Genomic DNA, 25,543 nt, shown 5'->3' with positions numbered 1-25,543 from the left:
ATTAATAAACGAGGCTTTCATGAAAAAAGTAACGCTTACGGCAGCAAGTATCGCACTGGCATTAGGTTTAGTAGGGTGTGGTGAAAAACAACAAGCAGAAATAGTAACACCTCAAGCGCAAGTCCAGCTATTAGATTCAGGAATAGAACTGGCTAATATGGATAAATCAGTTCGAGCGCAAGATGACTTTTACTATCACGTGAATGGTCAGTGGTTAGAGACGACAGAGATTCCGGGTGATAAATCTAATTATGGTTCATTTACACAGCTATATGACGACTCTCAAAAAGCAATGAAGGCTGTATTAGAAAATGCAGCAGCGAATAAAGAGGTTAAAGCTGGTACTGACGAATTTAAACTAGCCGCATTTTATAATAGCTACATGAATGAAGCTAAACGTGAAGTGCTTGGCATTCAGCCTTTAACGCCTGTGTTAATGAATATTGATGAAGTTAAAGCTAAAAGTGATTTGGTCACGTTAATGGCCCAGTTACGTATTCAAGGTGGTAGCGTACCGTTTGGTTGGTATGTTAACAATGACGCTAAAAATTCAAGTGAATATGCTCTTTATGCTTATCAGTCAGGTCTGGGTCTACCTGATCGTGATTATTATTTAAAAGATGATGAAAAATTTAGCAAAATACGTGAAGAGTATAAGGCATACATTACTGCTGTGCTTGAACGAGCAAATGTAGGAAATGCAAAAAATGCCGCAGACACAATCTTAGCATTAGAGAAAACCATCGCACAGGCACAATGGAGCAGAGTGGAAAGCCGCGATGCAACTAAATCTTACAATAAGATGAGTATATCTGATGCTAGTAAGCTTACAGGTACATTTGACCTAGAGACATATTTTACAGCCTCAGGTGTGGATTCAACGGATATTATTGTTGGGCAGCCTAGTTACTTTGAAAAATTTGCCAGTATTTATAGCGAAACGGATTTAGATATATGGAAAAATTATTTGAAATTTCATTTCGTTAATAATTATGCAAGGCTGTTAAACAAAGATTTGGTCAACTTAAACTTTGATTTTTACAGTACCACCTTACGAGGTGTAAAAGAACAAGCCCCATTATGGAAAAAAACGGTTGATGCCTCTAACAGTGTCTTGGGCGAAATTTTAGGCAAGGTTTACGTTAAAGAAAACTTCCCGCCTGAAGCCAAAGCACGAATGGAAGAGTTAGTCGATAACGTGATTCTAGGCTATGGTGTTGCTATTGAAAACCTAGAATGGATGAGTCCTGAAACAAAATTAGCAGCCAAAGAGAAGCTGGACAAGTTCACGCCTAAAATTGGTTACCCCGACAAGTGGAAAGATTACTCTAAGTTGGAAATCAAATCGGATGATTTGGTTGGAAATTATATTCGCTTTAGCGAATGGTCATACGCAGATATGACGGCGAAGCTTGGTCAACCTGTTGATCGGTCTGAATGGCATATGACTCCACAAACGGTTAACGCGTATTACAACCCGGTTAATAATGAAATAGTATTCCCAGCAGCAATACTGCAACCTCCTTTCTTTAACTTAGAGGCAGATGATGCTGTAAATTACGGGGCAATCGGTGCTGTTATTGGACATGAGTTAGGGCATGGTTTTGACGATCAAGGTGCAAAATATGATGGTGATGGTAACTTGCGCAACTGGTGGAGCGAGTCAGATTTAAAGCAGTTTGAAGAGCGTACAGCGCAGCTAGTTGCGCAATATAATGAATATAAGCCATTTGAAGATGCAGCGGTGAATGGTGAGTTAACATTAGGCGAAAACATTGGTGATTTAGGTGGTTTAACCGTTGCCTATACCGCATACCAATTATCATTAGGTGAAACCAAAGCGCCTATCATTGATGGCTACACTGGTGAACAGCGCTTCTTTATGGGTTGGTCACAAATCTGGCGTCGTAAATATCGTGATGAAGAGTTACGCAACAGACTGATGACTGACTCTCACTCACCGAGTCATTACCGAGTTATTGGTATTTTGTCTAACATGCCAGAGTTTTATCAAGCATTTGATGTCAAAGAAGGTGACAAAATGTACATAAAACCAGAAGAACGAGTAAAAATTTGGTAATAAGGTTGGGATAAATACCAAGTCATTCATGCTTAAGTTTTTAAACGGTGGCCTATAAAGCCGCCGTTTTTATTGTGTAGCTGTTATTTCCTCTAGGCGTTCAGCTAGACCTATTATTGAAAGCTGGTACAATTCTTCCCAATAAAAATAATATGAGTTTGCCATGGAAAAAAGTAAACATTCGCTCAGTTTGGTCGTGCTTGCGGGTGGCCTAGGTAGTCGCTTTGGTGGTAATAAGCAAATAGCAGAAGTGGCTGGGCTAGGTTGTACAATAATGGAATTGAGTATCGCTGATGCACACACTACGGGAGTGACTCAAGTTATACTTGTCATTAACCAAGACGTTAGAGCTGAGGTTGAAAACACAATTTTACCTCGATTACCACAAGGGCTAGAGGTGCTACTTGTAGAGCAACGTATCGATTCAGTCCCACAGCGCTTTGTTGATTTAGCAAGTAATAGAGTTAAGCCTTGGGGTACAGGCCACGCTTTATTATGTGCTAAAGAGCACATTAAAAACCCAGCTATTGTGATTACGGCGGATGACTACTATGGGGCTTCGTCATTTAAAATACTCAGTGACCATTTTAAATCTGAACAAAGTTGGGCCATGGTCGGATACCCTATTGAAGACACATTATCAACGCAAGGGGGTGTTAACAGAGGTATTTGCCAAGTTGATAGTGGCTATTTACAAGGGGTGGAGGAGTATTTAAATATCACTAAAAGCGATACGGGGTTAACAGGTATAAATTCATCCGGTGAGCAAAAAAAAATAGCGTTGGATGCCTTAAGTTCAATGAGTTTTTGGGGCATTACTCCTACTCTACTTGAGCGTTTAGAACATGGTTTTAATGAGTTTTTAGAAATAGATGACAGCGATGTCACAAAAGAGTATTATTTACCCGATCAAATACAGTGGTCAATCATTAACAATAAACAAAAAGTGCGCGTTTATACGGCCCAAGAGTCGTGGTATGGCGTTACTTACAAGTCTGAGTTACAGGATGTTGCAGGGAAATTATATGAACTACGCCATGGATGAGGTAATCCCATCCCAGCCCTTTTCTGGGCACGAAAATAGTGAAATAGGTATGAAGTTAGACCCAGTTGCGGTGCAGTTGTCAGAAAGCTTTGGGCTTGGCAATCAATGTGTAAGCATTAAACCAATCGGTAATGGCCATATTAATAGCACCATGCTATTAACGATGCCTGAGAAGTCATTGGTAGTACAGAAGTTAAACACAGAAGTATTTCCAGAGCCGGAGATGTTAGTTAAAAATGCTCGACTTATTGAGCGTCATTTAACTAAAAAACATCAATCAGGAAATTATGAGTTAGACATCATTAGGCATGTACCTACTCAGTCAAGTGAGTTCTTAGTTGACTGCGATCAAGGTGTGTGGCGTGCTCTCGAATTTATTGGCGGCAGTTATAGTGAAGATGTAGTAGCGAATACTTCACAAGCAGAAATTGCCGCCAATGCGTTTGGACAGTTTGCAGCAGCGCTCGAGGATTTTGATGCTGAGCAACTGCATCATGTTATTCCTGATTTTCATAATTTAGCAATGCGCGGCAAAAACTTAAAAGCGGTGATAGAGCAAGATCCGGCATCACGTTTGGCGAGTTGTCAGTCAGAAGTGGACTTTTGTTTATCTCAATTTGGTTTAATTGACGAATTAAAAGCTTTGGCAGGAAATGTGCCTGTAAGGCCATGTCACAATGATACAAAAATTAATAACATGTTGTTTTGTAATAAGTCACATACGGCCAAGGCCGTTATTGATTTAGATACTTGTATGCCTGGATATTGGTTGTATGACTTTGGCGATATGGTGCGTACTTTTTGTTCTCCAGAAGAAGAAGATTCAACTAATCTAGATAATGTACGTGTGCGCGAAGAGATTTTTGCAGCTGTGGTAAAAGGCTATATTGAGCCATTAAAAGGCCTAATTACTGACGAAGAGAAGCAAAGTTTCTGGTTAGGCGCAAAAGTTATGACCTTTATGATCGGCCTGCGCTTTCTTACTGATTATATTGATGGCGACAATTATTTTGCGACAAAACACGCAACGCATAACCTCGAACGTGCGCAAAATCAGTTTGCACTTTACCGTGATATCATCGCTAAAAAGCAAACACTTAAAGCAATCATAAGTGACGTTTAATTAATAAACCTAGTGTATTTTTTATGCTAGGTTTAACTTCTTCAATTCATCTCATTTTCTTGTTAACTACCTTAGTCGACTTTACCTAAACACCTATTTTAGGTAAGTTGAACTTAGGTTTATCAAGGAAAAAACAATGAAACAGTTTAATCGCCGCGACTTTCTAAAAGCCGCCAGTGCAGCCGCAGCAGCTAGCGTTGTTGCTGGTTGCGCAACACCTAACTCTCCCATAATTCCAGCTCAACAAGGGCAGTCAGTTATAGGCTTAATAGCACCAAAAATGGACGTAGTTCGGGTTGGGTTTATTGGTGTCGGTCAACGAGGATTTGGTCACGTCAAAAGAATGAGTCACATTCATGGTACTCAAATTGTGGCAATATGCGACACCCATGAAGAAGTACTTGAGCGTTCAGCAAATTATTTAACAGAAAAAGGATTAACAAAGCCTGCCTTATATTCTGGGGCTGATAACGCATACCAAGCAATGCTTAATCGAGATGATATCGACATCGTCATTATTTCTACGCCTTGGGCGTGGCATGCCCCAATGGCAATAGACACAATGAATAGCGGCAAACACGCATTTGTTGAAGTACCGCTTGCGCTAACCGTAGAAGAGATGTGGCAAATTGTTGATACGGCAGAGCGTACACAAAAGAACTGCATGATGATGGAAAACGTTAACTACGGGCGTGATGAGTTAATGGTGCTGAATATGGTTCGCCAAGGTGTATTTGGTGAGCTATTGCACGGTGAAGCCGCTTATATTCATGAGCTTCGCTGGCAAATGAAAGAGGTTACTCATAAAACGGGGTCGTGGCGTACACAATGGCATGCAAAGCGTGATGGCAATCTATACCCAACTCATGGCTTAGGCCCTGTTTCTCAGTATATGAATATCAACAGAGGCGACCGTTTTGATTTTTTAACCTCTATGAGCTCACCAGCGCTTGGCCGAAAAGCGTATGCAGAGCAAGAGTTCCCCTCTGATCACCAACGAAACCAGCTTAATTATATTGCCGGAGATATGAACACCACACTTATCAAAACAGTGAAGGGGCGAAGTATTATGGTGCAGCATGACACTACTACGCCAAGGCCTTACTCTCGTCATAATTTAATACAGGGCACGAACGGCGTATTTGCTGGTTTTCCAAATCGAATTGCACTTGAAAAAGGGAGTGAAAAGAGCTTCCACGAGTGGGATCACGATATGGCGCCATGGTATAAAAAATACGATCACCCATTGTGGGTTAAGATGGGAGAAGAAGCACAACGAAATGGTGGGCATGGTGGTATGGACTTTTTGATGTTTTGGCGCATGATTTATTGTTTGCGCAATGGTGAAGCATTGGATCAAGATGTATACGATGGTGCTGCGTGGTCAGTTATTTCGCCATTATCGGCTCAGTCAGTGAGTAATCGCAGCGACTCTGTAGATATCCCCGATTTTACGAGAGGCGCATGGAAAACAGCTCAACCTTTGGGTATTGTGGGTTAAGAGGGGGGGGATATAGCGCCCAATGGCAGTGATTTCATTAGCAAATGGGCCGTTGATTCATAGTGAGTACTTGAATAGAAGATAGATCATTTATTGGATGCTCTATCTTCAGGGTCCTCTTAAATGATAGCTTACAGTTGAGTTACATTTCGATTACAAGGTTGCATGGATTATTTTGCTTTATGCATGTAAAGTTGAGTGGTGCAAACCTACATTCCTAAGTTTACTGCTATTAACCGTTTTAATGAGAAGTTTTAATGCCTGCGAAGAACTATAAAGAATCGAGTTGTGAGTTAGACTGCAAATTAATGTCATTAACTTATCGGGGTAAATCTTTAAAGTTATCGTCGAAAGTTCATCAATTGTTAGTTTTATTCATTAGTAACGAAGGAAATATTGTCTCAAAAGAGGAGGCAGCTGAAGCTATTTGGCAAGGTAATGAAGGTGTCGCTAAGAAAGGGTTTGCGAATGCTACTTGGGTGATAAAAAAAACGTTCAAAGAGCTTGGTATCGAAGATGAAATATTTATTACCTTACCAAAGCACGGTTACCAATTAGTCTTTCCAGTTCACATTATAGAAGATCAGCCTGCGAACCCTTTAACGGCCAAAAAGCTAAATAACCAATACGTTTTTATTGGCGCTATTTTCGCTATATTAGCTCTACTTACTGTTGGTATAGCCAATTATTTTTTTGTATCAGTAGATAATGAACCCCCTTCCTTAACGATGCCTACAAAGGAGAAGGTGACTAACTATGGCGGGATAGAGGAGCATATTGCTGTATCGCATGATGGTGAAAAAATGGCTATTCAGTGGCGAGCAGATACTCTTTTAGGAAAGATATATATAAAAAACTTAACAAAAGCAGATTCACCATTAACACTCTTCTCTTATGGGCATCATGAAGAGGCGTCACCCGCATGGTCACTAAACGACGACAAACTAGCATATGTGCGTATTGGTGAACAAGGAGGTTGTCAATTACGTGTAAGGTATTTGATAGATAACAAAGATGAAATGATAGCAGATGATTGCTTTTATATGCCTTATAAACGAGTTGTTTCATGGTCAAACGTTGATAACAACTCATTAGTGTATTCCGCTATGATTGACAATAGAGTTGCTTTAAAACGCTACTCAATGGAAGACAATAATGCAACACAGATCACATTCCCAATTAGAAATGAAATAGACTTTGCTCCTCGGTTTATTAGTGGGGATCAACAAATAGCGTTTATTCGTGAACATGGAGATTCGTCTCTTTCAGATTTGATGCTACAAGACAATAGCAGTATGGAGGTGACCTTATTTTTAAAAGGCAAGCCGAGTATAATTGATTTTGACTACTCAAAACAAAAGTCACTGTTTTATGTTAATTGGGTAAATGGTGCTAAAGCTATGATTTCAAAAATTAATAAAAAGGGGGAACATCTTCCAGCAATTAATAGCTTTTTTCGACTACCTAGCAGTATAAATATATCGGATACGACCCAAAAATTATTTGTAACTGACCATATTTCAAAAGAGTACATTGCACAAATAGCGTATGAGGACCAGCAAATGGTTAGAAAAATTTCATCCTCGTCACGTGATATGTATGCAAAGCTTTCTAAAACTGATGGGCATATTGTGTTTATGTCAAATCGCTCAAATTTATGGTCTGTTTGGAAGAATGATAAAACCATTAGTAAAGATATAACGAAAGATCTAGGTAATGTTAGTGTGCCCGCAATTTCTCCTATTAGTAATGAGTTTGCCGTAAACATAACCAAAGCCGGCATTCGTAACCTTTATATTGGCAACGTGCAGTCAGAAAACTTTCGTGTAATTAATATCAATGGTTTAAGTGCTGACAACTTAAGCTGGTCAAGAGATGGAAATTTTTTATATTTTAAAGGAGTTAAAAATGGTACGCATGGCACGTACAAGCTTAATATTAACTCAAATGAACTGACCTTGATTGATGGACTTGACGCGACTTACACTATAGAAGGTGAAGATGACTCGGTTTTATATTTCTCAAAGTTTAATGAAACGGGTCTATGGCGACTCGATAGGCAGACGATGAATATCAGCCTAGTTACCCCAAAACTTGAAAAATATGACTTTGGCTCATTTTATTACGAACAAGATTATGTCTACTATCTTTCTCGTTCAAAAGAATATGATTACATTGAGCGAATAAATATTAACAATTATTCAAAAGAAGAAGTTGTAGCAAAGTTTCCTGCCAATACAGTTCGTAAATTTTTTGGCCTGTCATCAGCCGATGGGCAATCTTTTTTAACCACCTTAAAAGTAGCTAATGAAGCGGATGTGTTTAATTATGATTTGTGAATTTTAAGTGTATGATTTTTAAAGTAATAGATAATTATTAGATGCTTTTTAGAATTAAAAGTATAAAAGAAGAACATTATTTGATTTTATCCTGATTGTAACCTCTCTCATTTAAGGTTAATTCTAGCAGTGGTGAATTTACTGTTAATAGATAAAACTTAAATGATTATGGGAAGTATAAAAAAAGTTAATAGCTTAATGTGAAAGGCTTAAATTACTTACTTATCCAAAGCCAGCATCAAACGACTGGCACTCATTTTCTGGCCTATTGTATTTTGGGTTTTGTCCTCGGTAGCAAATATCACCTTCGATTATAAATAAAGCTGAGATTGACCGAACATTTGAAACAAAGCGGAATAAAGTACTCCAGTTCGTTTCCTCATTTTTTCGTCAATTAAATCGGCTATAAAATATGAAGGAAGAAAAATGAAATCTAGAAAGTGTCTCTTATCGGTTTGCATATCACTTGCGATATTGTCTAACTCAAATCACGCTATCTCATCAAATGATTTACAACACTCATTTAAAAGTGCTAAACAAAACGAACGGTCAACGTATACATTTTTAATAAATAGTGAAGCTAACTCAGGATCAACCTCAGTTGATAAGAAGTTACAGAAAGAAGTTCTAAATAAAATAAAGATACTAGATCCCCAAGCATCACTTATAAGCAGTACGCATTTAATTGCAAACACCATAACAGTTGAGTTAAGTAGTTCTCTCCTTGAACAAGTAAGAAGAATTGAGGCTATCTCACATACCTTTAACGCTCAAGATTCAATTTCCTATCATGCAAGTGATAGCACTCTAAATAAAAATAGTATTACAACTACAATCATGAGTGATGAAGAACCGAGTCAATTATTACCATACACGGGTGATGAATTAGCAGGTTCTGGTGCTGGAGTCGCAATTATTTCAACGGGTATTGATTACACATTGTCATTTTTTGGTGGCTCTGGTGAATATGGGGAAAATGAAGATCTTGAAGCACCGCCCATGCCTGGTAGTTATCTAGAAGCGCTTGCAAATGGTGCTGTAGAATATGAAGGTTTTCCTACGGATGTTGTTGTAGGTGGTTGGGATTTTTCAAGTGAAAATTTTGGTAATGATGCTAACCCAATTGACCAAAATTTAGAATATGAATCATGGAATGGTAACGTTTATCCAACAGGTAAAGGTACTGAGATTGCCAGTATTGTTCATCAGCTAGCACCTGGCGCTAAGCTACATGCTTACAAAGTCTCTAATGTATCAGCCAACAGCTCGGGTAATGTGTTTGCTTCTAATGCAACGTTGGCAACAATTACATCTGCTTTCGAGCATATGATAGAAAATAACCTTAATCCTGAATCTAAAGAAAAAATAGATATAGCGGTTTTAGAAGCGAGTGGAGCAAGTGCCTTTTTTGATGTTGACGGCAATGCTTCATTAGCTTTGATGCAGTTAATGATTGAGCGTGCATCGGCTAGTGGTATTACAGTTGTGACGCATGCAGGTAATCTTGCGGAATATTCTATATACGGTGATGCACAGGCAAAGCATCGTGCTTGGCTTTCAATCGAAGGTAGCCCGACTTCAGCAGTAACAGTGGGAGCTGTAAATTATGCAGATGATGGCGAAACCATAATTGTTCCTGAGTGGGCGGCTATGGGTCCGGTACGTGGGTCAATGGCGCTAAAACCTGAGCTGGTAACTTTTACTGATAATCAACCAGTGGCGAAAATTTCAAACCCAGATACAACGAAAGCTAAAATGGGATATCGCTCAGGCTCGTTATCTGGTGCGGCAAGAATCGCAGCCGCAGCTGCAGTTATTAAAAGCAAACACCCAGGTTTTGGTCCCGCAGAAATTAAGGCATTACTTGCAAATACTGCAAATGCAGATGCTATTTTAGAAAGTGATAGTGTAACTCAGGCAGAGCTATACTCTGTTGGACACGGTATTGAAAATGTAACCGCTGCGATTAATTCACCACTTGTAGTATGGGAAACGAGTTCAAACCAACCTTATTTACAATTTGGTTTTCACGAAGTGGATGCTGGTAAGGTTGTTCAAAAGAATTTAACTGTTCGCAACATATCTGATAGTGCACAAACATACGCCTTATCGCATCACTTTTCCGGAACGAAAAAAGGTTATGATGCCCTCACCTTTAACTTACCTGAAATGGTAAGCGTGCCTGCTAACTCAAGTGTCATTATCCCAGTCACTATTGCTATAGATAATACTAAATTGCCTGCTTGGCCGCTGGTTAGTACAGAAGATCACATCGATGAAATATTAAAAGAGACAGAGCTTAATGGCTATATAAGTTTAACAGCTGAAGAAAAACCAACATTAAATCTTGGTTGGATGATTAAGGCGCGCAACAACACTTCAATCACCAAACGACCTAATGCAGAACAGTATCCAATTTACCTTGGCTGGAATGCTGATTTAGGTAAAACAGAGTACGTACAATTAGACTGGGCTAAATCTATATATGGAGAAGAAGATGATTTAGGAAATAGCCCCTATATGGCCTATGTAGCATCGTTTGTAAACAATTCTGATACAGCAACAACTTATCAGGGGTATCCTTTAATCTTGCAAAACAAATCAATACCAAATCATCTAAAGGGTACCAAAGGTCATATAGTAAAAGCTGTTGGAGGTGGTGTTTTTGACGAGCCTATGTGTGAGGTCTCAGGTAAAAAGTTAAATATTGCAGTTAGCTTTTTTAACCGAGCAGATTTTGCAATTGCAAACTTTCAAGATCGCGGGGCAAGCTTATTTACATATGATTTGTTCTTTGAAGAGATGGTTTTAGCAGAAGGTTGGGACAAAAGTTTTCCAGGTGCCAACATTTGGGATGACTCACAACGCGTTAACCAGCCGTTTGTTAGTATAAATGAAATGGGGCAACCAGTAACTTATAGTGTTGATTATAATAAAGAATATAACTATAACGAACCAAATGCACGTTATGTTGAATCAAACCTACCTACTTATTTCGCAAATAATGGTAAAAATGTCGTTTCACAAGTTTGCTTAGAAGATCTTTTTCATCATGAGTTAGATAGTGTTGAAGATTTTGATCAAAACTTTGGTTTTCATATCATCACTGACCGCCATACTGGGCGTGACGTCAATGAGCCGATTGCAATGTTTAACCCTGTTAATATGGGAACTCGTACTTCGGAGACATCTTGTTATTTTGACTGGTTTACAGGGGCTGAAGTATGTACTGACACTGTGTTTGACCGCTCTGTGCACGTAGGCTTTGCATCAGCTGAGGGTGAAGAGGTTGAAGCTAAGAGTCTTAATTTTCAGCAAACTTATACAGCACAACCGGGCGAAGAGGTTTTTATAGCATCCGCAGCAGCACCTGAATTATTTGGTAGTGTCATTGAAGAGCCAAAAGGGTTTATGGTTATGAGCCTAAACGATGACTTTATGCAGATTGGTTATAATTCATTTACTGATGGTGATGGTTCTATTGTTGCAAAAGCCGCGTCTAATCAAACGTTTTATGTTGATGAGAATGTAGAGCAAGGTACTGTCGTTGGCAAAATAGAATTAGATACTGAAGGTTTTTATACTGTTAGTTCAACTCAATATCAAGAGCTTAACTTATTCATAACGAATACATTAATCGGAACTCCTTTCGCAGTTAATCAAGAAACGTTCGAAATTTATGTAGTGAATCCTGACGCATTAGATTATGAAGTTAATAAAGACTTTAATCTGAAGGTAGTTGTCAAGAACGGTAATTCTGTAGGTGAAACTGAAGATATTTCAATCAAAGTGAATGATGTTAATGATATTGCACCAGTTATTAATGAAGACGTTGTAACTGAAATGCCTGCTATTGAACTTTCATTTGATGAAGGGAGCAGTAGTGAATTTGAAATTGATTTCACAGGTGTTTTCTCTGATCAAGAAAATGATGCACTTACTTTCTCTGTATCAGGGGATGGTTTTAAGTCACTAACTCTAGAGGGAATGAAAGTTATTGGTGAGGTTAGTGAAGAAGGAACTCATCAAGTTACATTAACTGCTACAGATGGTATTAATGAAGTTAGTCACAACATTGAGGTAACCGCAAGTGTTGTACTAGCGCCAATTCCAGCACCTGTTGTAGAAGAAAAGAAATCAAGTAGTGGTAGCTTTGGTTTTGCTTCGTTACTTGCTGGCTTGTTATTTTTACGCCGTAAATTTAATTAAAAGTAGAGTTGTTTTGATGGAAAGTATTCATGCTTTCCATCTTTTTATTTATAGGTATTTAAATGAATATAAGTTGTAAAGGCATAATAATCAGTGCAATCGCTTCGCTATTTGCCCTGCCAAGCTTCGGTGATGATGTAAAACCGCTTCATACTGTCAACCCGACAATAGAGAAAATTAAGTTTGCGCATTCTAATAAGCAACGTAATGATAATATGTACTTCGTTCGACTGAAGGACAAAGCGCTTGCTAGTTATGATGGTTCAATAACAGGTTTTCCAGCAACAAGCCTTAAAACGAATGAATACAATCAAACTGCCGCGGGTATTTTAAATGTAAAATCGCAGGCAAGTATTGCTTATAAAGGTTACTTAAAGAGTAAACAAGCGCAAGTTATTCAGCGTTTGGGCGGGCAATTAAATCGTACAATTAAAGCTTCTCAGCAATATCATATTGTTGTTAATGCACTTGCGCTTAAGTTAAGCGAAAGTGAAGCCTCACAAATTATGAAAGATCCCGATATTGTAAGTGTTGAAAAAATAGGTTTGCATTACATTCAAACTTCTACTGGGCCTGAATTTATTGGTGCTAAAAAAGTATGGCAAGGGATCAATACGTTTTCGAGTACAAAGGGTGAAGGTGTAATCGTTGGTGTAATGGATTCAGGTATTAATGCTAGTCACCCTTCTTTTTCTGCTTTGGGTGATGATGGATATAGCCACACAAACCCTTTGGGAGAAAATCAATACCTTGGGGATTGTATTGAACTGCCAAAATTTTGTAATGATAAGCTAATAGGCATAGTGAGCTTTCCTGAGCTAATTGATTTCAGAATGTCACAAGCGACTGATTTAAATAATCCAAGTTACGATGATATTGAAGATAAAGTAAAAGTAGGTTACGACTTTAATGGGCATGGCTCGCATGTTGCTTCTACTGCAGCGGGTAATGTAGTCAACAATGTTAGCTATTACTTACAAGTAACAGAGTCAGAAGACAGTGTAATTGCTGAAAAGGGGTCGTATGAATTCCCTTCTATCAGTGGTGTTGCACCTCACGCTAATATTGTATCTTACCAAGTTTGTGATGATGGTGGAGCATGCTACCCTGAATTTACAGTAAAATCCCTTGAGCACGCTATTGAAAATGGCATTCATGTATTAAATTACTCTGTAGGCGGGGGGGCGAGCGATCCTTGGACATCTGTAGATGCTGAAGCGTTTCTAAATGCCCGTGAAGCCGGCATTCATGTTGCTACTTCAGCAGGCAATGCAGGCCCAACAGCTAGTACGATTGGTTCACCTGGTAATGCACCTTGGGTAACAACTGTAGCGGCTTATACACACAATCTAAGTTTTGACGAAAAGTTACTAAGTGGCTTTAGTGGTGGCGTTACATCTTTAACTGAATTAACTGGACGAGGGGTTACAAAAGGTTATACCGGGCGAGTAATTCTTGCAGCCGATTACGGCGATGCTTTGTGTGAAAGTGAATTTGCTGCTGGCACGTTTGACGCAGAGATTGTTGTGTGTGAGCGTGGCGAGGTTGCACGTGTTCGTAAAGGTCTTAATGTCAAAGCCGGTGGCGCTGGTGGCATGATCTTGGTTAACGTTTCCAATGAAGCGAATAGTGTTAATGACGATAATCATGTTTTGCCTGCTATCCATTTAGATGCAGAAAATGCCTCTCAATTATTAGAATGGTTAGAATCTGGTGAACAACACCGGGCAACAATTGCAGCTAGTGTTAAAAGCACTAATGATGCACTAGGGGATATTGCAGGTCCTTTTACATCTCGCGGACCTAATTTACCTTATACAAATATATTTTCACCTGATATTGCTGCACCTGGGGTCGACATTTACGCAGCTAATGCTGAAGACCGTGTTTTTGAAGGTGAAATCGGGCATATACCATATGCTCAGCTTTCAGGTACATCAATGGCCAGCCCTCATGTTGCAGGCGCATTGGCGTTATTAAAGGCAACTCACCCAAGTTGGACTCCTGCACAGGCTCAATCAGCCATGATGACGACAGCACATCAAGTAACTTATAAAGATGATAACTATGATGGCGAAAAACAACGCTCAGACTTTTTTGACCAAGGCGCGGGTAGCTTACGAATAGATAAAGCATTAAAAGCTGGATTGTTACTCGATATAAGCAAACAAGAGTATATTGATGCAGATCCTAGTAAAGGAGGTGATCCTTCTAAGCTTAATACTAGTTCGATGGTTAATAATGATTGTATTTCTAACTGTACTTGGACAAGAACAGTAACTGCAACTCAAAGTGGCACTTGGGCAGCAAGCTATGAATATCTTAACCCAGGATTTACTCTGTCAGTTTCGCCAGCTTCATTTTCTTTAAATGCAGGCGAAAGCAAAGAGCTTACCATTACCGCAACGGCAAATATTGAACTAGCAGATGAGTGGGTTCATGGTTATGTCAATTTAAGGAATGCAGATAACTTAGTGAGTGATACCCATTTACAAGCAACAATTGGTTTCAAAGCTGGGGTTATTAAAGAATCTGTATCTGGGCTGTTAAATAATGTAGATAACCAAATCATTATTGAGGATGTACTTACATCGGGTAGTAACGACTTACAAGTAAATGGGTTTGGTTTATATAAAGCAAATATGTTTTCAGGCTCTGCGATAGGCTCATCAAATGATGCTGAAAGAGCATCGCCTTGGTCTAATCAAGATGTCTTATATACTGTCACTGCAGTTGTAAAACCATTCACAAAACGCCTAGTCGTTGAAATTTTGGAATCAACTTCGCCGGATATGGATCTATTTGTCGGCATTGATGAAAATAACGATGGTAAAGCAGATGCTGTTGAGGCCTATTATTCGCTAGCATGTGTCAGTGCCGGTGAAGACTCTAATGAGCGCTGCGTCATAGAAACACCAATATCAGGTAATTACTGGATTATTGCTCATAATTTCCGTGGCACTGTAGAGGATGAAGCTGACACCGTTTCACTAGCGGTTACTCAAGTTGAGTTTAATTATGCTCCAAGCATTGATATTACGGCACCAACAGAAGTGAAGCAGGATGAGCTCTTTGATATTGATTTAAAGATTAAAGGTTACCTTGATGAGCAAGAAAATACGCTTCAACTTCAAGAAGGTGAGTTATATTATGGATTAATTGAAGTAGGAACACTCAGCGATCTCAAGCGAAATGTAGGCGCAACGTTAGTGAGAGTTGAAGGAATTGCCTCTGTTAACACTGCACCTCAGATCGTCAATCAAATACAAGACATTGAAATTCAACAATTGCCTCTAGAGAGTTATCAATTAACTTTACCGATTGGTGATGTCTTTATAGACGAGCAGGAGGATGAGCTAAACTTATCGGTATCAGGGGTTGAAGGCATAGTAGTTGTTGATAATACGCTAACAGCAATGATCTCAAATCCAGGTGAGTACATTATTTCTGTAACAGCTTCAGATGGTGATTTAAGCACAAGTATGCAATTCAAAGTGGTTATGTTACCAAATACAGCTCCTTACGTTGTTAATGCTATTGCTGATGAAAAAGTTACAATTGCAAGCAATGGTCAGGCTGGATTGAGTGTAAACTTAGCTTCTGTTTTTTCAGATGATGAAGGTAATGCGCTTTCATATACTGTTAGTGGTATCACTAATGCAACAGTCACTGGTGATGTTTTAGATATTACTTTTACACAAGCAGGCACATACAAGGCATTAGTAACAGCTAGTGACGGGGAGCTTGAATCAAGTACGGAGTTTACTATTAACGTTATGCCTGCTGCTGAGGAGTCTAAGTCAAGCTCAGGAAGTATCAATTTATTTGGCCTGTTTCTGTTAAGCTTACTTAGCTTAATTAGATTAAGACGCCGAGCATAATAACGGATGGCTCCAAAAGGTATGATGTAATAATTCATTATACCTTTTGGGTATGCTTTAATATGTTAATTCATTCGTTGTGACTAAGAACCTTAATTTGAAGGAATATTATGATTACTCAAGGTAAGTTATTACCATCAGTTAGCCTAACAAAATTAACAGAGGATGGGTTGCAAACCCTTACCAGTGATGATCTTTTTGTAGGCAAAAAAGTAGTTGTATTTGCAGTACCTGGTGCGTTTACTCCAACGTGCTCAAATGCGCATCTGCCTGAGTTTATTGCGCTTGCAGATAAAATTAAAGCCAAAGGCATTGATGCTATTTATTGTGTATCAGTAAACGATGCTTTTGTTATGAAGGCATGGGGTGAGCAGCATAATGCGCAAGAAATTGACATGCTGGCAGACGGTGATGCAAGTTTCACTAAAGCCCTTGGCTTAGATAAAGACACCGCAGGGTTTGGTGGTGTGCGCTCAACTCGTTATGCAATGGTTGTAGAAAATCAAACCGTGACTGGTTTGTATGTTGAGCAAGATAAAGAGTTTGCAGTGAGCCGTGCTGAGGCTGTGTTAGCTACACTTTAGTAAAAAAGCCGAGCAAAGCTCGGCTAAAAATTACCAGGGGAACTGGATAAAGAAAAGCCTAATAAACTAGGCTTCTCTTTTATTACTTAAGGTTGATACTGTGCATCAATTGTTAAGCCTGAGAATGTTCTGTAGGCGTTAACGCTCATGTGCCAAGTCCCTGCTTGCGGGTTGCTAAATGTACATGTTTCAGCATTACCATTTTTATATGGACGACAATCATAGCTTGACGATGTTGGTTGGCTACCAAACTTAACAAATAAGTCAGCATCACCTGAACCGCCTGATGTTGTCACAGTAAAGCTTGCCATACCTGCTGGCACATCTAACGTATAATGTTTCCATTGGCCTGCATTTGCAGATACATTTTCAACTGTACCGCCACCTGCTTGTGGAGTACCTGAACCACCTCCAGATGTTGTTAAGTTACCAACTAAACTTACGCCAGAATACGCAGAGTAACCGCGTAGCATTACGTGGTAAGTACCCGCTGCAGGGTTGTCGATAGAACATTCTTCGCTGTTACCACCTTTATATGGACGACAATCATAGGTTGAAGTTGTCGGTGCACTGCCTGCACGTACATATAAGTCAGCATCACCAGTACCACCACTCATAGTGAAAGTCACATTGGTTGCACCGCTTGGAACAGTCATTGTGTAGAAAGTTTCGCTGCTAGCAGCGCCATTTAAGCCGGTTTGTGCTTGGCCATCTAGCAATTCATTACCGCCTGGTTGTGGTGGTGTACCACCTGTTGCAGCAGCTACAGCTGCGGCAGCATCAACAATACCTGTTCCGCAATTGTTACATGTTGCAGCAAATGAACGAGTTGTTGATTTTAGAATGCTTTCAATTTCATCAGGCGTCGCAGATGGTTTAGCTTGCTTAATAAGTGCAGCTACACCCGCAACATGAGGTGCCGCCATAGAGGTACCTTGAGAGTAATGATAGCTATCACTTGAAGGACTTGATGAACCTGAGTTATGTGTTGAAAGTACACCCTCAGAATCATTCGCAAAACTTTGTGCGCCACCAGGTGCTGCAACATCAATATTGCTACCGTAGTTAGAGTAGTAAGCACGACCACCGTTACGACCAACTGATGCAACATTTACCACGCCGCTACAGTTACCTGGGTTATAGTTTGCAGAGTTATCATTGTCATTACCAGCAGCAATAACAACTACCGTACCATTACCACGTGCTTGATTAATTGCAGACTGTGTTGTTGAGCTACACGAACCACTACCACCAAGGCTCATATTAATAACATCAGCTGGGTTTGCGTTGCTTGGAGCGCCAGAAACAGAGCCACCCGATGCCCAAATAATCCCATCAGCGATATCTGAGGTTAAACCACCACACTTACCAAGCACACGAACAGGAACAACTTTAGCATCGTAAGCAACACCAGCAACACCTTCGCCATTGTTAGAAACAGCGGCGACAGTACCGGCAACATGAGTACCATGCCAGCTAGAACCTTGTGCACCATTGTTTCCACATTCGCCTGCTGCAACAGCATCACCAGGGTCACGTGCATCACTATCGCGGCCACCGCCATCATTGGCAACAAACGTATCAGAAATCATATCGTAGCCAGGTAAAATGTTACCGTTTAAATCAATATGTGGGCGATAACCCGTATCGAGTACCGCAACGGTTACACCGCTACCAGTTGCTGTATCCCAAGCTGTTGGTAGGTTTAAACCACCTGCTTGTTCAAAGTAATGCCATTGATCTGAATAACGAGGATCGTTAGGCGTTGCAAAAGGCTTCAGCATTTGGTCAATTTCAATGTACTCAACGTTACCGGTTGCAATTACATCTTGCATGTATTCTTGTGCTTCTGAAGCGCTTAGCTTTTTGTCTGCACGCATTACGTGGTGGTTAGATAAAGCCATCGCACGAACATACTGCGCTTTTACTTTACCTTTTTTACTTGTAAAGTTTTTAACAAAGCCTTGCGCTTTTTTGTTCATCATCTGTGGGCTAGCATCCATAGCTGAAAGCGTCGCCATTTCACTTGAGTTGTTTTTGTATTTGATAATGAAACGCGTACCCAAAGGATCTTGCCCTTGAAGCTTTGCAGTTGTTTCTGCCATTGATGGCATAATTGATTGGCTTGGATTAGCCATGCTGGTTGTTGCAGTAAATAGCGTACCCAATGTGAGTGCTAACGCACACTTTTTAAAACTTGTTGTTGTCATAATTATCCCTAGATTGTTATGTATTACTTCACAATGAATTATTGCGAAGGGGTACAAAAGTAAACGATCTGTTAAAAGTGTGAAAATAACGTTTCGTTATGTCTGTCTCCATTTTGGTTATATAGAGATGTTTATATGGCTAAATAGTATTTTTAGCTTTGTTTTTAATGTTATTTTTAATCATAAAGTGCTACTTTTTATTTGAGGATAATCCCTATAAAATCTTTATTGTTATTAATTTAATAGTTAAATACATCTCAGTTTGTCGAGCTAAGTTTGTTATAATTCAAAAAAATTTAGCGAGAAAAGTAAATGACCCAAGTAGATGTAATAGTGATAGGTGCCGGTGCTGCAGGTTTAATGTGCGCTGCTCAAGCAGGTTACCGAGGACGCAATGTTACGGTGCTTGATATGGGTAAAAAGCCTGGGCGTAAAATTTTGATAAGCGGAGGAGGACGTTGTAACTTCACCAACGAAAATGCCAGCCCTGAAAACTACTTATGTGACAACCCTCATTTTGTTAAATCATGCCTAAGTCGATATACCCAGCATGACTTTATTGAATTGGTCGATCGCCATGGTTTAGCCTATCACCATAAAACGCTTGGGCAGTTATTTTGCGACAACAGTGCACAAGACATTGTTGATATTTTGCTAACTGAGTGCGAGTGGGCAGGGGTGAATGTTGCGCTGCGTAATGAAGTAATAAATGTTGCAAAAACTGATACTGGATATCAGGTAATTACAGAGCAAGAAACCTATCAGTGTGAATCATTGGTAGTTGCTGCTGGTGGTTTAACAATGCCAAAGCTTGGTGCTACACCAATTGGCTATAAAATTGCCGAACAATTTGGTTTAAAAGTATTACCTACCATGGCCGCTCTTGTACCGTTTACCTTGCACCAACATGATAAAGACCGCTTTGAAGGGTTATCAGGTATTAGTATTCCATGTATTGTTAGTAGTGAAGATGGCACGACTTTTAAAGAAAATATTCTCTTTACTCATCGTGGTTTATCCGGCCCTGCTATATTACAAATAAGCTCGTTTTGGCGTGCGGGTCAGGCGGTCTCAATAAACTTATTGCCAGAGCTTGATTTAAAAGAGCAGCTAGCAACATGGCGAGAAACCCAAGCACAAAAATCATTAAAAAATAGTCTCGCGACTATTTTACCAAAACGCTTTATTGAAATTTTACATGAAAGCAAAGCAATCCCTGATTGCAACGTAAATCAGCTCACCCATAGCCAAATTGACGAACTAGCTAGTTACATTCATAACTGGAAAATCAAGCCTAACGGCACTGAAGGTTATCGCACCGCAGAAGTTACACTAGGCGGCGTAGACACCGACGAACTTAGCTCAAAAACCTTTGAAGCGAAAAAAGCCCAAGGTCTGTACTTTATTGGTGAAGTAACCGACGTAACGGGTTGGTTGGGCGGGTATAACTTTCAATATGCGTGGAGTTGTGGTTTTGCAGCAGGGCAATACTGCTAGCTTTGTGTTATGTGCTTTGAAGGTGGTTTTTAAAGCTAAAATTGCTATAAACACCACTATAACGCATTGTGGCGATTACTATTTAGGCAGTTGGCTTACAGATTGTTAAAATAAAGGTTTTTGCTAGTGACAAGCCAGTAAAAACTTTTTATACTGCAACCCGCTTTAGTCAATCAAGTGACTAAACGCTTCAAAACTTAGCTGTATATAGCATGCTAATAAAAAGTGGCCCCTTAGCTCAGTTGGTTAGAGCACACGACTCATAATCGTTAGGTCCCCAGTTCGAGTCTGGGAGGGGCCACCACTTTTTAATAACCCCGAGCATTATTCCTAATAAATTTATTCATTCTATTGATGGTAATAATACCTTTAGTTCCAACATCATTTTATATGCGCTGTCACCTGAGATTTTATAAGGGTTAAAATCAGTGTTGCCTGAAAACCGGAGGTTAATAGGGTTGGTGAGACTAGAAGAAGGTACATATCCCATCGACCAGCTAGCGAACTCCCTTACAGAAATTTCTTCATAGCAAAGTAAGGTTATATCGGTGTGGCGGTCATCATTTAGAATGCGTTGATAGGTTTGATTTACTTGTGTTCTAGATCCCTCTAAACATTGCAAAAAGTAATTACTACTAAAACATAACATGCCAGTTATGTGATTTTTGATGTTATCTTCTGATGCTTTTTCGATAATGTGCTCAATGCTTGAATTTGAAAAGCATTCTGTAACTCGGCTTGCGTAAATTAAACGAGTAAGGAACATTGGTGTATCTCTGAAGTTATTACTGTCTTTAAATATACGATACTTTGGTTAAAAAGCTAAAAGAATGACTACTTAGTTATCAGTTTTTAGCATTCATTCAGCGTATTCAAACTCATCGTTGATGTTGATAGTTTGATTGGGGTAAAAACAAAGATAGCATTGCGGCTAAGGCAATAAAAGCGCTTGAGATCCATAAACAGGCTTCAAGTCCATATTGTTGATACACCCAGCCCGATAAAACTGTACCAATTAACCGGCCCATGGCGTTAGCCATATAGTAAAAGCCAACATCTAACGACACGCCATCGCTGTCTGCAAGGCTGACAATTAAGTAACTGTGTAATGATGAGTTAATAGCAAACACAGCGCCAAATATAAGTAAGCCACCAATAATAGATGCTTGTATATAAAAATCATAATGTAGTGCTAAAGCAATCAGTGCTGGTATTGCCGTTAAGTAACTCGCCCATAAAAATGCGCTGCGGCCACTTGGGACTTGCCCTGACTTTTTCCCGGTAAAAGAGGGGGCAAAAGATTGCACTATGCCATAGCCAATCACCCAGCTTGCCATAAAGCCGCCAACCCACCAATGATCCCAACCAAAAGTTGCGGCTAAAAATACAGGCAAGGCAACCACAAACCAGACATCTCTTGCGCCGAATAAAAACATTCGTGCGGCTGAGAGTACATTAATGGCTTTGCTTTTGGAGAACAGCTCACTAAATTTGGCTTTATTTTTAGCTTTGCCTAGGTCTTCTTTTAAAGCAAAGATACTAAATAGCCAGACTGCGGTGAGCATGCATATCATACTGAGAATTGCGCCGTGAAACTCCAGTAAGGTAAGCAGCAAGCCACCTAAAAAGAAGCCAACCCCTTTGAGTGCATTTTTAGAGCCGGTTAGAATAGCCACCCATTTATACAGCTGACCTTGCGCATCTTTTGGTACAAGGAGTTTTATCGCACTCTTTGCGCTCATTTTATTAAGATCTTTGGCTATTCCAGATAGTGCCTGTGCTGCCATAACATAAATAACAGTGAGAGCATCAACAGGTACCATGAGCATGGCTAAAGAAACTATTTGTAAGCCCAAGCCAATGTTCATGGTTTTATTGAGACCGAATCGAGCGCCAAGCCATCCGCCCACTAAATTAGTGATCACACCAAAAATTTCATAAAACAAAAATAACATCGCTATGCTGAGTGGGCTGCAACCAAGCTGGTGGAAGTACAGCACTACAAGCATACGCAGTGCACCGTCAGTAAGGGTAAACGCCCAATAATTACCGGTAATTATTAAGTATTGTTTTATTTGTAGCGGAAGTGCTTTTAATCGATCCACGGTCAATTATTCCTTATCGGCTAGACCAACTTTACGCACAAGTTCAGCAGTACGGTTTGCATAACCCCACTCATTGTCGTACCACACGTAAAGTTTTACTTGTGTGTCGTTGATCACCATGGTTGAAAGTGCATCAATAACACTTGAACGAGGGTCAGTTTTATAATCGATAGACACAAGCGGGCGTTCTTCATAGCCCATAATGTCTTTAAGCTCACCCGCGGCGGCATCTTTTAGTAAGGTATTTACTTCATCAATCGTTGTGCCACGTTCAAGTTCAAATACACAATCAGTGATTGACGCATTAGTAAGTGGTACGCGAATCGCGTGACCGTTTAATTTTCCTTTTAACTCAGGGAAAATATGCGTGATAGCTGTTGCTGACCCAGTAGTAGTTGGAATTAAACTTGTGCCACATGAACGCGCACGGCGTAAGTCTTTATGTGGGGCATCAATAATTGTTTGAGTATTGGTTATATCGTGAATCGTAGTGATTGAACCATGTTTGATACCAATTTTTTCATGAATAACTTTAACCACAGGGGCTAAGCAATTGGTTGTGCATGATGCCGCCGTAACGATTGGGTAAGTATCTTTATTATAAAGGTGGTCGTTTACACCTATTACAACATTTAAAATACCGTCTTCTTTTACCGGAGCTGTTACAACAACGCGCTTTACACCTTGATCAAGGTAAGCTTGCAGTAGTGCTTTAGTTTTAATTTTACCAGAAGCTTCAATTACCACATCACATTGTGACCAATCAGTCTCTTGTGTTTTAGTATTTTGACTAAAGCCAATTTCTTTACCGTTTATAATAATGGCATTGTCGTGATGGCTTGCTTGGTGATGCCACTTGCCGTGTACTGAATCAAATGTCATTAAGTGAGCGAATGTTTCAGCGTTACCAGCAGGGTCGTTAATGTGGACGATTTCTACATCATCCCAATCGAAAGCTGCTCGCATTGATAAACGGCCCATACGGCCAAAACCGTTAATACCTACTTTAATTGTCATGGTTTATTCCTTAATGCTGATTATAACTGCGAATTAAAATAATTAAGTTGAAGCGTATTTCTAAGTGCCTTTGGCCTTATTTGTTGTACCTGTTGAATGATTTTGTCACTAGGCCAACCATAGGCTAATAAAATAAGCGCAATCACTAAACCTGTACGGCCAGTGCCACCTTTACAATGCACCGCAATAGTTGCTTGATTATTTACTGCGTTTAGAATGGCTTCTTTATGTTGTAGCCACTGCGCTTCAAACTCTTTATCGGGGGCATCATCATCTAATATAGGCAGTTGCAGCCAAGAGATATCATGCTCAGCGCAAATAGTGGGTAGCTGCTCGATGTTATTTTTAGCAATCTCATGGTCATACATTAGTGTAAGTAGCATGCTGGTGCCGGCTTGTTTTAGTGTGATCACTGACTCTTCAAGAGATGCTTGTTTAGTACCAGGACAAGGCGTAAAAATAAGCTTTGCGCCCTTATCTAACGTTAATGTGTCAAACGGGTGAAGTTGCATTGTAAAATCCTATATTAGCGACAAAAGTCGGTTTTACTTGGACGGTTCCGCATGTTTGCGAGGTTGGCCAGGTTGTTGGATATAAGAGGCAGGTTGTTTTCGGTTGTTTCACTGATCACTTTTTTGAGCCATAAAGGTAGGTCCGGATTAATTCGATAGAACACCCATTGGCCATGCTTTCTATCTGTGATAATACCCGCTCGCTTTAATACAGCTAAATTACGCGACACTTTTGGTTGGCTGTCTTCTTGTAGTGCTTCCATTAACTCGCATACACATAGTTCACCGTGATAATTAGTCAGCATCAGCGTTTTTAAGCGTATGTCGTCCGTTAAACACTTATAAAATGAGACAGGATCAATCATAAAGGAATCAAGTTCAGAGATTTGTTCATCGATACGTTGGTTCAATGCTGCCTTATTATTTGGCTGATTTTTACCTTCTAAAAGTAGAAACATAGACAAGCGATTATTTAATTCGCTTAATGTGGTCGCAAAAGGGTTATTACAGCGTCGCTCTTTAGGATCTGGAAAGTCCCAAGCTAATTGTGCTTTGGCGCCAGGGAAGTTACGGCATTCTTGATTTGCTTTATCACAAAGGGTAATAACAAAGTCAAACTCTTGGCCTGAAAACTCATCGACACTTTTAGATTTAAGGTCATCTATAGTCAAACCAAACTTTTCAAGCGCATCTAAAGTGCGAGGGTCAATCAATTCTGGTAACGTGCCTGCACTGGAGATATTAAATAGCTCGGCCGCTTTGTGACGAAGTAATGCCTCTGCCATTTGTGAGCGAGCAGAGTTACCAGTACAAAGGAATAAAACAGAACGTTTAGTTGAAGTTTGATTACTCATAAATAACGCCTCACAGTGAATATGCAATAAAGTGTATATTCGTTTTTGTGTATATTCAAGTGTGAGTGTACTCTTTAAAATAATAATTTTAGTTTTTATTAGGGTGAACCTTAGTCAGCTATTAAGTTAACTTGGTTCTTTTGTGACTAGTTTAGCTGTGTTTTTATGCTGTTCGTTTGAAAATCGTACCAAATGGTAATTAATTGCAAATAACTTTAAAAAACGCTTGCGTAAAAATCTGTTCTCCCTATAATGCGACCCCACTGAGACGGCAGAGCAGGCAACGCTTAAGCTGCAAGCAAGTCACTTAGTAAGTCGAATAAAACTTGAGTTTAGATTTTTTGAAAAGTTTAAAATTAAGTGTTGACAAAAAAATAGGAAAGCGTAACATGCGCAGCCCTAGCGAAATAAAGCAAAGCGCTTTAATCGCAACGTTCTTTAACAATATAAAGCAATCATCTGTGTGGGCACTCGTACAGATTGAGTTCTAACAGCCAAGCTACTTCGGTAGTGAGGCAAAAAATTTAGAGTCTCAATTGAAACTGAGTGACCAACAGCAATAAATTTATTTATTGCAGCACAGTCA

15 protein-coding genes and 1 tRNA gene are annotated in these 25,543 nt (G+C 39.6%); 10 read left to right on the top strand and 6 right to left on the bottom strand.

The window, feature by feature from the left end; genetic code table 11:
• Nucleotides 1–19 precede the first annotated feature (19 nt).
• From ACHUE3_RS12730 to ACHUE3_RS12695, 8 genes are all read left to right on the top strand, one after another.
• Nucleotides 20–2,080: a M13 family metallopeptidase gene (locus ACHUE3_RS12730; protein WP_394192790.1), complete on the top strand. Its 2,061-nt coding sequence runs from the start codon at nucleotides 20–22 to the stop codon at nucleotides 2,078–2,080.
• Between the two features lie 163 nt (nucleotides 2,081–2,243).
• A complete protein-coding gene (locus ACHUE3_RS12725) occupies nucleotides 2,244–3,125 on the top strand; it encodes an NTP transferase domain-containing protein (protein WP_394192789.1) in 882 nt (293 codons plus the stop codon).
• Nucleotides 3,126–3,174: 49 nt separating this feature from the next.
• Nucleotides 3,175–4,248, top strand: coding sequence for a phosphotransferase enzyme family protein (locus ACHUE3_RS12720; RefSeq protein ID WP_394192985.1), 1,074 nt, complete (start codon nucleotides 3,175–3,177; stop codon nucleotides 4,246–4,248).
• 136 nt (nucleotides 4,249–4,384) lie between these two features.
• Nucleotides 4,385–5,749 carry a Gfo/Idh/MocA family protein gene (locus ACHUE3_RS12715; RefSeq protein ID WP_394192788.1) on the top strand — a complete coding sequence of 455 codons (1,365 nt, stop codon included), beginning with the start codon at nucleotides 4,385–4,387 and terminating at the stop codon, nucleotides 5,747–5,749.
• 257 nt (nucleotides 5,750–6,006) lie between these two features.
• Complete coding sequence (locus ACHUE3_RS12710; protein ID WP_394192787.1) at nucleotides 6,007–8,088, top strand: hypothetical protein; 2,082 nt, start codon at nucleotides 6,007–6,009, stop codon at nucleotides 8,086–8,088.
• A gap of 426 nt (nucleotides 8,089–8,514) precedes the next feature.
• Nucleotides 8,515–12,297, top strand: coding sequence for a S8 family serine peptidase (locus ACHUE3_RS12705; protein ID WP_394192786.1), 3,783 nt, complete (start codon nucleotides 8,515–8,517; stop codon nucleotides 12,295–12,297).
• A gap of 62 nt (nucleotides 12,298–12,359) precedes the next feature.
• Complete coding sequence (locus ACHUE3_RS12700; protein ID WP_394192785.1) at nucleotides 12,360–16,178, top strand: S8 family serine peptidase; 3,819 nt, start codon at nucleotides 12,360–12,362, stop codon at nucleotides 16,176–16,178.
• A 110-nt stretch (nucleotides 16,179–16,288) separates the two neighbouring features.
• Complete coding sequence (locus tag ACHUE3_RS12695) at nucleotides 16,289–16,762, top strand: peroxiredoxin (RefSeq protein WP_394192784.1); 474 nt, start codon at nucleotides 16,289–16,291, stop codon at nucleotides 16,760–16,762.
• A gap of 86 nt (nucleotides 16,763–16,848) precedes the next feature.
• On the opposite strand, the gene ACHUE3_RS12690 is transcribed toward ACHUE3_RS12695, so the two are convergent.
• Nucleotides 16,849–18,972 carry a S8 family peptidase gene (locus tag ACHUE3_RS12690; RefSeq protein ID WP_394192783.1) on the bottom strand — a complete coding sequence of 708 codons (2,124 nt, stop codon included), beginning with the start codon at nucleotides 18,970–18,972 and terminating at the stop codon, nucleotides 16,849–16,851.
• A gap of 312 nt (nucleotides 18,973–19,284) precedes the next feature.
• On the opposite strand from ACHUE3_RS12690, the gene ACHUE3_RS12685 reads away from it, so the two are divergent.
• Together ACHUE3_RS12685 and ACHUE3_RS12680 are read left to right on the top strand one after the other, a co-directional pair.
• On the top strand, nucleotides 19,285–20,469 hold the full coding sequence (locus tag ACHUE3_RS12685) for a BaiN/RdsA family NAD(P)/FAD-dependent oxidoreductase (RefSeq protein WP_394192782.1): 1,185 nt from the start codon (nucleotides 19,285–19,287) through the stop codon (nucleotides 20,467–20,469).
• Nucleotides 20,470–20,696: 227 nt separating this feature from the next.
• A tRNA-Ile gene (locus ACHUE3_RS12680) sits at nucleotides 20,697–20,773 on the top strand.
• Nucleotides 20,774–20,812: 39 nt separating this feature from the next.
• Here ACHUE3_RS12680 and ACHUE3_RS12675 read toward each other — a convergent pair.
• The 5 genes from ACHUE3_RS12675 to ACHUE3_RS12655 all read right to left on the bottom strand — a co-directional run bounded on the left by ACHUE3_RS12675 (nucleotide 20,813) and on the right by ACHUE3_RS12655 (nucleotide 24,957).
• Nucleotides 20,813–21,235: a BLUF domain-containing protein gene (locus ACHUE3_RS12675; RefSeq protein ID WP_394192781.1), complete on the bottom strand. Its 423-nt coding sequence runs from the start codon at nucleotides 21,233–21,235 to the stop codon at nucleotides 20,813–20,815.
• Nucleotides 21,236–21,347: 112 nt separating this feature from the next.
• Nucleotides 21,348–22,574 (bottom strand): organoarsenical effux MFS transporter ArsJ, encoded by a 1,227-nt coding sequence (gene arsJ, locus ACHUE3_RS12670; protein ID WP_394192780.1) that lies wholly within the window; start codon nucleotides 22,572–22,574, stop codon nucleotides 21,348–21,350.
• Nucleotides 22,575–22,580: 6 nt separating this feature from the next.
• The gene (locus tag ACHUE3_RS12665) at nucleotides 22,581–23,591 is read right to left on the bottom strand and encodes an ArsJ-associated glyceraldehyde-3-phosphate dehydrogenase (protein ID WP_394192779.1); all 1,011 of its coding nucleotides are present in this window, start codon (nucleotides 23,589–23,591) and stop codon (nucleotides 22,581–22,583) included.
• A 20-nt stretch (nucleotides 23,592–23,611) separates the two neighbouring features.
• Nucleotides 23,612–24,103 (bottom strand): phosphatase domain-containing protein, encoded by a 492-nt coding sequence (locus ACHUE3_RS12660; RefSeq protein ID WP_394192778.1) that lies wholly within the window; start codon nucleotides 24,101–24,103, stop codon nucleotides 23,612–23,614.
• A 14-nt stretch (nucleotides 24,104–24,117) separates the two neighbouring features.
• Nucleotides 24,118–24,957 carry a metalloregulator ArsR/SmtB family transcription factor gene (locus tag ACHUE3_RS12655; protein ID WP_394192777.1) on the bottom strand — a complete coding sequence of 280 codons (840 nt, stop codon included), beginning with the start codon at nucleotides 24,955–24,957 and terminating at the stop codon, nucleotides 24,118–24,120.
• Nucleotides 24,958–25,543 lie beyond the last annotated feature (586 nt).

Source organism: Pseudoalteromonas atlantica, assembly GCF_043641955.1.
GTDB classification, from domain to species: Bacteria; Pseudomonadota; Gammaproteobacteria; order Enterobacterales; family Alteromonadaceae; genus Pseudoalteromonas; species Pseudoalteromonas atlantica_A.
The sequence above is the reverse complement of the archived record's forward strand: the minus strand, read 5'-3'. Positions and strand labels throughout refer to the sequence as shown.